General features: G+C 51.4%; 11 protein-coding genes. 1 reads left to right on the forward strand and 10 read right to left on the reverse strand.

Annotation, left to right across the window (positions count from 1 at the left end):
• Positions 1-25: 25 nt before the first annotated feature.
• From QT231_RS03685 to QT231_RS03730, 10 genes are all read right to left on the reverse strand, one after another.
• Positions 26-979, reverse strand: a complete 954-nt coding sequence (locus tag QT231_RS03685; RefSeq protein ID WP_308335582.1) for a DUF6492 family protein — start codon at positions 977-979, stop codon at positions 26-28.
• A complete protein-coding gene (locus QT231_RS03690) occupies positions 979-1,878 on the reverse strand; it encodes a glycosyltransferase family A protein (RefSeq protein ID WP_308335583.1) in 900 nt (299 codons plus the stop codon). The genes QT231_RS03685 and QT231_RS03690 overlap by 1 nt, the downstream gene beginning before the upstream one ends.
• 176 nt (positions 1,879-2,054) lie before the next feature.
• Entirely contained in the window at positions 2,055-2,975 is a 921-nt protein-coding gene (locus QT231_RS03695; protein WP_308335584.1) for a glycosyltransferase family 2 protein, read from the reverse strand.
• The gene (locus QT231_RS03700; RefSeq protein WP_308335585.1) at positions 2,972-3,814 is read right to left on the reverse strand and encodes a glycosyltransferase family 2 protein; all 843 of its coding nucleotides are present in this window, start codon (positions 3,812-3,814) and stop codon (positions 2,972-2,974) included. The genes QT231_RS03695 and QT231_RS03700 overlap by 4 nt, the downstream gene beginning before the upstream one ends.
• A gap of 40 nt (positions 3,815-3,854) precedes the next feature.
• A complete protein-coding gene (locus QT231_RS03705; RefSeq protein WP_308335586.1) occupies positions 3,855-4,862 on the reverse strand; it encodes an NAD-dependent epimerase in 1,008 nt (335 codons plus the stop codon).
• A gap of 573 nt (positions 4,863-5,435) precedes the next feature.
• Positions 5,436-7,835 carry a mechanosensitive channel protein gene (gene ybiO, locus QT231_RS03710; RefSeq protein WP_308335587.1) on the reverse strand — a complete coding sequence of 800 codons (2,400 nt, stop codon included), beginning with the start codon at positions 7,833-7,835 and terminating at the stop codon, positions 5,436-5,438.
• A gap of 171 nt (positions 7,836-8,006) precedes the next feature.
• Positions 8,007-8,438, reverse strand: a complete 432-nt coding sequence (locus tag QT231_RS03715; protein ID WP_308335588.1) for a YqaA family protein — start codon at positions 8,436-8,438, stop codon at positions 8,007-8,009.
• Positions 8,439-8,453: 15 nt separating this feature from the next.
• Positions 8,454-9,275: an IclR family transcriptional regulator C-terminal domain-containing protein gene (locus QT231_RS03720; RefSeq protein WP_308335589.1), complete on the reverse strand. Its 822-nt coding sequence runs from the start codon at positions 9,273-9,275 to the stop codon at positions 8,454-8,456.
• Positions 9,276-9,477: 202 nt separating this feature from the next.
• On the reverse strand, positions 9,478-10,311 hold the full coding sequence (locus QT231_RS03725) for an enoyl-CoA hydratase (protein ID WP_308335590.1): 834 nt from the start codon (positions 10,309-10,311) through the stop codon (positions 9,478-9,480).
• A gap of 86 nt (positions 10,312-10,397) precedes the next feature.
• Complete coding sequence (locus tag QT231_RS03730) at positions 10,398-11,348, reverse strand: rhodanese-related sulfurtransferase (protein ID WP_308335591.1); 951 nt, start codon at positions 11,346-11,348, stop codon at positions 10,398-10,400.
• Between the two features lie 211 nt (positions 11,349-11,559).
• Between QT231_RS03730 and QT231_RS03735 the strand changes: the two genes are divergently transcribed.
• Positions 11,560-12,249: a pirin family protein gene (locus QT231_RS03735; protein WP_308335592.1), complete on the forward strand. Its 690-nt coding sequence runs from the start codon at positions 11,560-11,562 to the stop codon at positions 12,247-12,249.
• Positions 12,250-12,321 lie beyond the last annotated feature (72 nt).

Here is a 12,321-nt window from a genome sequence, read left to right on the forward strand (position 1 = left end):
TTAAAATTAATAATTTAATTACGATTCAATAATCACGAGAAAAAATAGACAGAATGGGTGCTAAATACTCATTAGGGTCTTGGTATTCGCGACCGTTCGCCTGAGAATGAATGGTCACATAATGAATCTGCGGGTCATGCATCATATCAGACACGGTGTTAACTACGGATTTTACGTCTTTGGTATCGTAAAGATAACGACAAAATGAAGGTTCGCGCCAATCGATGTTCACTAGCGGCTCTTTCTTTATCAAAAATGCTTTATAAAAACCAAACTCAGACCACCTGCGCGGCGGACGATTTAGAAAAACGTCCCACCAATCTTTACCGGTTCTTTTTTCGAGTAATGAGAGAGCTTCACAAAGTAACAGTCGATTGAAAACAAAAGGAGTATCAAAGTAAACATTAACATAGTCAGAATCAGGCTTTACATTAACCAAGCACTCAGATTCATCTACCCAGTTTTTGACTTTCCCTTTTATTTCAGTTCTATTTAGCCAATTAGCAAAGCATACAGTGCCAGAAGCACTTAAAAAATCTTCGATGGCTGCAGTTTTTGTAATAATCACATCCGAATCAATAATAACAGCAGTATCGCACACCAGCTCACTCGCAAGCTTTAATTTGCATATCTGCTGAGTGTGCCAGCCGGTATAAGATGGCCAGATAGGCCAGGAAAAAATTCGCTTGAGACTGCCACAAACCCGAGTGGAATGTCGACCTAAGCGCTTAGCCAGCTTCCGTGCACGTTTCCTGCGGCGTTCAACAAATTCAGGTAACACGTCTTTTGTAGAAAGCAGGATAAGTCCATTACGATCACGAAACTCCTCAAATAACGCAAGATCTTCGTCCTGTACAACAACGTAGTGGTCAAATTGGGCGAACAACGACTGCTCAAAGGATGACCTCATTACTCGAAAGTGATCAAGATCCCCAGCCCAAGTTGGCGTAATAAATACAATTCGATGTTCCTCACTCATCAGGCGTTTTCTCCCTGACGCCAATCTCGCCATCGAGACTGCCAAACTCGTACCCAAGTCCGGAAATTACTTTGAGTGTCACTACCGTTATAACGTCCTTTAACAATATGCCGTATCCGGTAAACTCCCGGCACCGAAATTGGTACACCCTGGCTGCGCAATAGCCAGCGAAAAGCACGGTCTTCATGGCATTTGGCGAATTTTTGAACCGGCTGCTGATATAAAGGGATACTTCGGCAATAGCCGATAGCTCGACATACATCACCATGAGCAATCTGCAAAGGCCCTGTGGCTTTGGTGATCTTCCGGGTTGTAAAGGAGGAAATATCAATATCCAACACTCGAGGCCCTTTATTTACCGCACTAAGCATAGCATTATCTTCCGCTAGCAGGCCCGTCGTGTGTTCTTCAGAGGGGAACAGCAAAACATCGCGTCGACCTTGTAAGCATTCTGCTAAGCTATCCAAACATCTTTCCCGAAACATAAGGTCGCAATCGGTAAACCATACCCAATCGGCTTTTGTAGCAAGCGCTGCACGATTACGGCCTATACTACGACGGAATAGCTCCTGTTTCAGTATCGGTTGCCAGTTCCATGTGACACCTGGAATTTGCTGTTTTCCGAAAAATGCCAACAACTTAACCGTCTGCGTATCTTCAGCATTATAAAAAACGGTCATGGTGACATCGAGTTGTTTGGGAGGGAAGAGCATTAAAGAACTTAATTGGTAAACTAGAAAGTGAGAGTAGTTCCAACAATGACTGACCACTTCAAGGGTGAGATGGCCAGTTTTAGCAGCCCGCTCACACTCCAGCGGCAGCTTTGGCTCGAACCATTGAGGAGGTATCTTACCCCCTGCTGCGAATCGGAAAAAAGCGAGTTGTAGTGTATTCCACATTTTTAGAATCCTAACCAACTTAGTTTTATATTCCCATTGATAGAAAGTTCTTTAGGCTAAGCTAGCAATAGTCCCTGAGTCTAACATGGTGTGCCGTTGAATCTTCACCTTCAAAGCTAAACGCGTAGATAAGTCGATCAAGCGGCTAACTCTGATCAAACGTCGGTTTTAAGAGCTCAATTAGGCGTTTTTGCTCTACCCAAGCTCCTCATAAAACCTTCAAGCTTGGCGAGTTTGCGTAGCAATCGATAGCGTCTGAGTGGGTCGTAAATCCATGGCTTTTTTAAACCTTCGACAGCAACTGTAAGGTAGTCTTCAGCAATTGGAGCATGCTCTGTTGAGTGTTTTCTAAGCTTCTCTGTTGTCTCACTATCCATAATATTAAAAGGATAAAAGCCAGCTTGATTGATGATCTCTGCCAACCTAAAGGTAATGTTCTTTTTTTTGTTTCGATAGGCTGGTGGGTTGGGTAGCCACATGACAAATGGTGCAGGTAGATAACCCATTTCGAGAAAGCTGGCCTTCGCCTGCTGCTCGTTTTCAAATTCACCCGATAAAAATTTCCAGTTTGCTTTACGTAGACGATCACTCCGGGTTATCGAAATATCAGAGTAGTAAACGCCGGCAACTTGCTTACGGCTGCGGTGTTCACACACGTAAACCCCTCGCTCCGGGCGAAAAACAAAGCGGTCGAGCGTACGCTGCCGGGTAATTTTTTTCTGAAACACCGGCGCAAGAAATCCGCTACTTGGAAACGTTTCAAAGTAATCTTCCATGAAACGAATATCCTGCTCATCAATCTTACGAACCATTTGCGTATCGTCCTGAAGAAAGCCGATAAGACAGTCTTCTTCGACGGATTCAATGGCTCTCTGCATATTGGTGTAAAGCGCTCCATGCTGATTACTTGATCCCTTATCATCACGCCGCCTCACCTCATGCCGAATCTCGATTTCATCAAGGATTTGCTGGGTTTCAGGGTCATCGCTGGCATCATCAAAAACAATAATGGGGTGGCTGGGCGCGCAGATCTCGATAGACTCAATGCAGTTTTTTAGATGGGGTCCACGATTATAAGAAAATACAAAAAAAATCAACGGATTGCTCCTGCTGCATTCGGCTGCTGGTGTTGGTCAATGCCAAATGCTGTACGAATGGTGCCATCTTTATCGATGTTGATGCGATGTCGCTTATTGGACGCGATAATATCGGGATCAACATACCCCCTGGCATGATCCAAGTGAATAACAATGGCGTTGTAGCGTACGTGCTTCGGCTTTATGCCCGAATTTACTAACCTAACGCCAAATTCTCTATCCTCACCGCCGTAAGCCAGGGTTTCATCAAAACCGTTAACATTGAGAACATCTTTTTTCCAGGCAGAGCCGTTTGAGCCTTTGAAACGGCAGCGGGTCGGCGTGAGCATATTAAATAGCTTTGCTTGTCTATAAGTGGCCGTCAACTTACTGTTTTTATAGGAAAATGCCAAGCCATGAGCTTTCAACCATTTAAGATCGAAACATCGCTCAGAGAGCACATCCTCCTTAGTGATAGCTTCACTGGTAGCCATTGGCAATTTATGGTAACCGCCCGACAGGTAATAGCCGGGTAAGGCTTCTCTTGCATGTACATTGAGGAAATCCTGGCGAGGGATGCAGTCGCCATCGCTAAAAACTAAATACTCTGAGGTAGACTCAATAATGGCCTTATTCAGGATTCGACATTTTTGAAATCCGTTATCTTCCTGCCAAACATGTTTGATCGTAAGCCCTGTTTCTTCCCGCATTCGATCAATGAGATAGCGCGTTTCACTGGTCGAGCCATCATCGGCAATAATCAACTCAAAATTGTTGTAGGATTGCACACTGTAACCCCAAAGCACTTTTTCCAGCCATTCTGGAGAATTATAGGTACTGAGAATGACGGAAAGTTTCATCGCTATTCACCCTGCCTTTTAAAAACCATTGCTTATAGAATTATACTTTGTAGAAATCACGGTACCAGCGTACAAAAGCAGTGACACCTTCCTCTAAGCAGGTAGCAGGCTGATAGCCAAACTGATTGATAAGATCCTCTACATCTGCGTAAGTATCGGGTACATCCCCCGGTTGAATGGGTAACAGCTCTTTATGAGCAGTAATGCCTAAGGCACTTTCCAGAGCAGCTATGTAATCCATCAACACAATAGGCTGATGATTACCAATATTGTAAAGGCGCCAGGGGGCACGGCTGGTAGCTGGATCAGGTGTTTGTCCCGACCAATGCAAGTTGGCTTGCGCAGGTTTCTCCAGCACCCGAATAATACCTTCAACTATGTCATCGATATAAGTGAAGTCACGCCGATGTTGGCCATAGTGATATACGGGGATCGTTTCGCCCGCCAGAATGGCTTGGGTGAACTTGAAAAGCGCCATGTCTGGTCGCCCCCAAGGGCCATAGACAGTAAAAAACCGCAGGCCTGTGGTGGGCATACCGTACAGATGACTATACGTGTGAGCCATTGATTCATTGGCTTTTTTAGTCGCTGCGTAAAGGCTTATAGGATGGTCAGCGTTGTGATGAGTCGAGAAGGGCATAGTTTCGTTAGCGCCATAAACACTTGAGCTGCTGGCGTAAACTAGGTGTTCGATCTGTTGCTGACGACATCCTTCAAGCACATTAGCAAACCCGACTAAATTGCTGTCGATATAGGCGGCGGGATTTTCCAGCGAATAGCGCACGCCTACTTGTGCTGCTAAGTGAATAACACGTCTGAATACGTAACGTTTAAATATGTCAGCCATTTCCACCCGGTCGGCAATATCGACGCGCAAATGACGATAATTAGGGTGGGCAATTAAACGTGACACGCGTGCTTCTTTCAGCAGGGGGTCGTAATAGGTATTATGATTATCCACTCCGATGACATGCTCGCCGCTGTCAAGCAGGCGTTTGGCAACGGCGGAACCGATAAAACCAGCCGCACCAGTAACTAGTATAGACAATTAGCCTCTCCCTCAGTTTAAAAAGTTTAGCGCCTACCCAACCGCTGAATTACTACAATCACTTAAACTTTCGTCTTACATCTATTTCATTTAATACAGTGCTGGCTAATCTATAAGAGTTTTCATCACTTCTACATTACATTGATGCGTATCAACGAGGGGCAGCCGAAAAAAGAAAGCATGCTGCTCTTTTCGATGTGTATAAGATACCAAGTGGAACATGAACGCTAGATGAACAATGTAGTGGTCAAGTGACTGCACAGGTGTAGCCAGAAAATATTCATAAAATACAATTAAATAGATGGTTTTTTAAACACTGCTCGACGTCGGTAGCACCGAGGCAGACCACCTGATCTTCCAGTAAAGCGCCTGACGTTATTCAGCGTATTGTTGCGTTTCACCTTTCAAGCTTGTGCCCTGTAGATTCTCCCTCGTGGGAGAAATCTATGCCGTTGGCTGGCACTTCCCCTTACCAGGCGTGCAGAGAACTCATCTTCAGCAACCGTGCAACAAGGCGCAAACACAGCGAGGCCGCCCGAAAGCGGCCTCGCTACACACCTCCACAACCAAGGTTTATTTTTCGTCAACGTCATCTTGATCAGGCTTAATATGATCAGCATCCGCGGTTTGCTGACCCCCTTTCTTAGGGTCGCTTTTAGCCATGGGCGTAGCCACAGGCACTTCTTCCATCCTCTTCTCTTCAGCGGTTGATTCCACTACCTGCACGGGTGCAGGCGGGGTCTTACCATTCTTGGAGTCACCAAAGTAGAGCGTAGTGTGCGGGAAAGGTATTTCGATACCTGCCTCATCAAAGCGCAACTTAACTAGACGGTTGTAGGCACGGCCAACGGCCCACTGGTCGCCCGGCGTGGTTTTGATCACCACACGGATATTCACAGAGCTGTCCGCTAGCGCAACAACACCGGCTACGGTCAGGTCGGCTAACAGCTTATGACCATGCTCTTCGCTGGCTTTAAGATCTTCAAAGGCGAGTTGGAGCTGCTCGATGGCCTCATCGATGCTTTCGTTGTAGCCAATGCCGTACTCTCCCACATGGTTACCGTACTCGCGCATGTAGTTAGACACGGTATCCACACTGGAGAAAGGGATGATGTGATAGGTACCCGATAGATCACGAATCCCCACAGAGCGAATGCTGAGCCGCTCGGCGGTTCCTGTTATACCGCCTACCGTTACTACATCGCCTGTGTTCATGGCGTTTTCTACCTGGATAAATACCCCGGTGATAACGTCCTGCACCAGCTTCTGAGAGCCAAAACCAATCGCCAGGCCCAGCACACCGGCACCGGCAATCAGCGGTCCGATATTGATGCCGATTTCCGACAGCACGACCATGCCGGTAATCGTCACCATAGCGATCGCCAACGCATTGCGGAACAGGCTGAGCAGCGTTTTCGCCCGCGCCGAGGGTTCGCCATAGCCAGTGTCAGGGTTGAGCTTATGCTCAATAAGGCTCGCCAGACCCAGCCAAACGGCTAGCGCCACAATCAAAATCACCGCCACGCTGGTCAAGTTGCCAACCAGGTTGGCACCGCGTTCAGAGGCGTACCAGGCGGCGAGATCAAAGGCGCCCCAGGCGTTCAGCACTACCATGATGACCACGATCAGAATGATCGTACGCAGCACGCGTAGCGCATTGGGAACGTAGCTATTTAGACGCTTTTCAAGCAAAGGTAGCTTACGCCGCAAGTCGTCTGACAGCGTGATACGGCGGCCAATGGTTTGAGTAAGAAAAGTCGATACCAACAGCCCAACCACAATCGCGGCCAACGACTTCAGGGTGGCATACATCACAAACGGCAGCGCATCGCCAGGGCGCGTGAGCGTCAGTACAAAAACGATCAAGAAATACAGCAGCGCGAACAGATGCCAGGTACGGGCAAATAGCTGCAGCGAGACGCGGCTGGCAGTTAAGGTCGATTTAGCCGCCATCTCGTTCAGGTTACCGCGCAGACGGACACGGTTTTTTAGTACCACGACCACCGCGTAGATAAACGCCAGCAGCATAATCAGCGTACCGACGGCTTGACCCAGCGAGGCCGCCACGTAGAAGTTGACCAGCGGTACGATCACCATCAGGCCGTAACCCACCATGCCGATTAAACGGGCTAACCAGCGGTTCCAGTAAGACGCTTCTTGGGCTGAAATAGGCAGTAGCCGCAGCCCTTCGTAACGCGAAGAGAACAGCATCCGCACACCGGCTTTAAGCAGCTCTATAATCAAGAACGCGTTTAAAAACAGCGAGGCGCGGGTCGACAGTTCACCAGCTTCCCCAACTGCAAACGTCGCCACCAAATTACCGCCCACATAGGCTAAACCGACGAGCAGTATATCGATGACCACCGCAATCGCTACGCAGACAATCAATCGCAGGACAGGCGTTAAATTATTGCCATGTAGCGACCAGCCACTGATTTTGGTAAACAGCGGCTTGACGAGGCGGCGGAAAATCATAAACATCGCGAAGGTGGCGACGATCACGATCCCCAGATTGATTGCCGCACTGGTGAACGCTGCCATATCAAAGACACTGTCGGCCTCCCCGCCAGAGAACAGGCCACCCACGATGCTAACCACTTGCTCAAACTGGCCCCCCACATCGCTGACGACACGACTGGTGAGTTCCGCTAACTGGCGCGGCAGCGAGACATCTTCAGGCGCTATCTCGCTGCCCTGAGCGGCGGCTTCTGGCGATAGTTCGCTAGCAACGCCATCGGGCAGCGCCGAGGCTTGGTTGCGCAGCATCTCAATCAACTCTTGCCGCGCCTGTTCATCTTCCAACAGGCTGGCCAGCGCCTCGTAGGACGTCGGCGCCGCCTCTTCAGACGATGTTGCACCATCGGCGCTGGCTGACTCACTTGGCGCGCTCTGCGCCATTGTTGGCGTAGCTATCAAGGCAATCATTGCCAGCAGCCAGACACCTAGCCAGGGTAATAAACGAAATGGCTTCACACCTAAACCTCCTTTTGGGTGAGTGTTGTGTTCAATCAAACGGCTGCCGGATTTACTTCTAGCTAGCGCTCGGCAATTGATGTTGCTTACACTCTACACTGACACTTTATACTAACAAGCCAGCTTGTTAAAAAGTTGTACAGGATAACATGGCTTGATTAATAAGGCGTTTTACTGGCACAGCGGCACTAGCCACTGCTGTGCCAACAGTAAAACTACGGCGTAGCGGGCCCCTTTGGCGATCACAATCCAAGCCAGCGCCCGCCACCAGGGCAGCCGGAATACCCCGGCCAGCACGGTAAGCGGGTCGCCAATAATCGGCGCCCAGGAAACCAATAGGCTCAGCTCGCCAAAGCGGTGGTACCAGTGCTCTGCGCGCGCCAAGCTCCGCGGCGAGGCCGGAAACCAGCGGCGATCCTGAAACTGGCGTGCGTAACGGCCCATGGCAACGTTGATCATACTACCCAGGGTATTACCCGCCGTTGCCACCCCCCAGAGCATCAACGGCGGCTCGCCGAGACACCATAGGCGCGCCACCCACACTTCCGAAGCACCGGGTATTAAGGTGGCGCTGATCATGGCGATCAAAAAAAGGTTTAGCATAGGCAGAGGCTCGCGTCAGCGCGGCACTTGCCCACCCAACTGCTGGGTTATCTCATCGGCCGTTTGGCGAACCAGCGCCCCCAGGGTGAGTAAGCGAGCTTCCGGGATTCGCGCCACCGGGCCTGAAACCGAGATCGCCGCCAGCGGCGCTCCGTGCTCATCGAACACGCAGGCGGCCACGCAGTGCAGGCCAACGGCATGCTCTTCCCGGTCGCAGGCAAAGCCCTGGGCGCGGATTTGCTCTGTTTCCACTTTCAGCGTGTCGGCTTGATAGAGCGTATTAGCGGTCACTCTTGCAAGCTCGCGGCCGTCCAGCAGTTGAGCGCGTTCATCATCGGACATCCACGCCAACAGCGCTTTACCTACACCCGAGGCATGCAGCGGCGCACGGGAACCTAAGCGTGTGATCATGCGCATCATCTGCGGCGATTCGTGTTGAGCGAGAAACACCGCAGTGGCCCCATCGCGGATACCCAAGTTCGCTGTTTCACCGGTTTCAGTAGTTAAACGGCGTAGAAAGGGACGACTGGTGGCCACCACGTCGCGGGCTTCAAGAAAGCTATTTCCGATGCGGAAGGTTTTAACATCGATTCGCCACAGCCCCTGCTCGTTCCCCTGGGTGACAAACCCCTGGCTCTGCAAGGCTTGTAGCAAGCGGTGGGTGGTAGAGGGTGCTAATTCGGCCATCTCTGCTACTTCTGAAAGGGCAAGCCCAAGCGGGCAGGCTGCGAGATGTTCCAGCAGCGTTAAACCACGTACCAGCGACTGGCTATGGCCGCCGCTAGCTTTGGCGGTACTCGCCGGACGACCGACCGTCCTGCGTTTCGCTTCACTCACCTGGCTTTCTCCTAAAAGACGCTCCCAAAAGCGCTCCTACTCACTCAAAGCGCCCTTTCTCAGGGCGATCACTAAAAACACAAAGGGCGTCAGGATAACGTGGCAACAGGGCAATTGTCGCGTTTACGGAAACGAATTCCATTCATTCAGCGATGGTACTTAAGTGATAGTACGTTAGCGATAGTACGTCAGCGATGGCACCTCAGCGATGCCGCCAGTGCGGTGGCCGCTTGGCAATAAACGCATCAATCCCCTCGCCCACATCCTCGGCCAACATATTGCCGGCCATGGTTTTCCCGGCAAAGGCGTAGGCTTCGTCGAGCGGCATGGCAAGCTGGCGGGCAAACATGGCTTTCCCGGTGCGCACTGCAACGGCACTTTTAGCGCAGATACTGGCGGTCAGCGCGTTAGTTGCTTCATCCAGCGCGTCATCTTCTGCCATGCGATTAATCAGCCCCCACTCGGCAGCCTGCTCAGCGCTGATAAACTCCCCGGTAAGCAGCATCTCCATAGCGCGCTTAGGCGCCACGTTGCGGGAGAGCGCTACCGCCGGGGTGGAGCAAAACAGTCCAACGTTGATACCTGAAACGGCAAAGCGGGCGCTACGCGCAGCGACGGCTAAGTCACAGCTCGCCACCAGTTGGCAGCCTGCGGCAGTGGCGATGCCCTGCACTTTGGCAACCACCGGCACTGGCAGGTGGACAATCTCCTGCATCACGTCGCTACAGCGGGTAAACAGCGCTTGGTAGTAGGCTTTATCGGGGTTGGCGCGCATCTGCTTCAGATCATGCCCAGCGCAAAAGGCTTTACCTTCCGCCGCGAGGACGACACAGCGCACGCTGCTATCGTCAGCAATCTCGGTCAGGGCGTCATGAAGTGCTCCCAGCATGGCTTCCGAGAGCGCATTAAAGCGCTCTGGTGTGCTCATGGTCAGCGTGGTGACGCCTTGATGGTCAAGGCGCTGCAGAATGGGAGCGGTTGAAGATGATCCTTCAGAAGGGGCTTCAGAAGAGGGTCTGTCAGAGGTGATGGGCATGGTGAACTCCTGGTTTTGAGTAACACTTTTGCCCATCAGTCTAGCCTACAAGGCTTGTGCACGATGCTTGCCTACGGTGCACTCGCTTATTTTTTCATTAGGCGGGTATCGCGGCCTAATGGGTGCGGCTCGCCGCGCTGTTTGGCTAGATCAATTTGGCGCTGACGTTCGCGAGCGGCGGCGCGGGTCTTCTCCGGCAATGAATCGATGCAGTGTGGGCAGCTAATCCCCGGCTCATAGGCTGAAGACTGCATATCTTCGGCAGAGATCGGCATGCGGCAGGCGTGGCACTGCTCGAACTCGCCTTTGCTTAAATCGTGGCGAACGGTGACCCGGTTATCGAACACAAAACACTCACCGCGCCATAGCGACTGCTCTTCGGGGACTTTTTCCAGATAGTTCAGCACGCCGCCTTTCAGATGATAGACCTCTTCAAAGCCCTCTTTGAGCATAAAGCTGGAGGCTTTTTCGCAGCGGATGCCACCAGTGCAGAACATCGCCACTTTCTTATGTTTTTCCGGGTCGTAGTGCTCACGCACATACTCGGGAAACTCGCGAAAGGTGGTCGTTTTAGGATCTATCGCCCGCTCGAAACTGCCAATGGCCACTTCGTAATCGTTGCGGGTATCGATCACCAGCACTTCCGGGTCGGCGATGATGTCGTTCCAGTTTTCCGGCTCGACATAAGTACCCACGGTGTCGTTGGGGTCGATGTCAGGCACGCCGAGGGTAACGATCTCTTTTTTAAGCTTGACCTTGGTGCGGTAAAACGGCGTCTCGTCGCAGTAAGACTCTTTATGGTCAATATCCGCCAAACGCGGGTCAGCGGTCAGCCACGTAAGCAGCGCGTCGATACCTGCACGGCTACCCGCCACTGTGCCGTTAATGCCCTCTTTGGCGAGCAGCAAGGTGCCTTTGACACCGTTATCCAGCATGGTTTGGCGCAGCGGCTCGCGCAGGGCTTCGAAGTCGCTTAGGGTGACAAATTTATACAGCGCCGCGACCACAATGGGCGGGGTATCGTTAAACTCAGACATGCACTTACTCCAGGTAGTCGCCCTCGCAAAGGGCGGACCGGGTTAAAAGAGGCCAGGATTTTACTCGAAAGCTAACCAAAAGTTTAGCGGTGGCCATCTTATTTAATACATCGATTTATTCGACAGGAACGTGCTGAAAGCTTCACCCCACGCGGTCTCAACGAGGCGTATATTGTCACTATTACCTCTAACGCAACCTGCGGAGTACAGCATGATTATTCGTCGTTCCAACGAGCGAGGCTATGCCGACCACGGCTGGCTACGCTCTTTCCATACCTTTTCATTCGCCAACTATATGGATCCCAAGCATATGGGATTCCGTGCCCTGCGCGTGATCAATGAAGATCGCGTTGCGGGCGGCCATGGATTTGGCGCCCACCCTCACCGGGATATGGAGATTATCTCCTACGTACTGGAAGGTGAAATGGAGCACAAAGACAACATGGGCAACGGTGAAGTGATGCGCCCTGGCGACGTGCAGCGCATGTCGGCGGGCACCGGGGTACTGCACAGCGAGTTCAATCACTCCAAGCAGAACGAGCTGCACTTTTTGCAGATTTGGATTGAGCCCAAGCAACTCGGCATTAAACCCAGCTACGAGCAGAAAGCCTTTCCTACCGCCGAGCGTCAGGGCCAATGGCGGCTGGTGGCTTCTCAAGAAGGGCGCGACGGGTCGGTGAGCATCAATCAAGACCTTAACCTGTACTCGGGCCTGTTTAGCGCGGGCGAACAGGTAGCCCCACCACCTTCGCGCTACGCTTGGCTGCATGTGGTGAACGGGGAAATGGAGGTTAACGGCGAGACGCTGAGCGCTGGCGATGCCGCGGCGTTTACACCGGAAGAGTCGATCAGCCTCACGGGGAAAGAAGCGGGCGAAGTGTTGCTGTTTGATCTTGCTTGAATACCAGGCCTACTAAACTGCCCTAATCGAAACGGCGCCTCGCAAGAGGCGCCGTTTTTACAACCCACTTAT

It is taken from the genome of Halomonas sp. SpR1, from assembly GCF_031010175.1.
GTDB lineage: Bacteria > Pseudomonadota > Gammaproteobacteria > Pseudomonadales > Halomonadaceae > Vreelandella.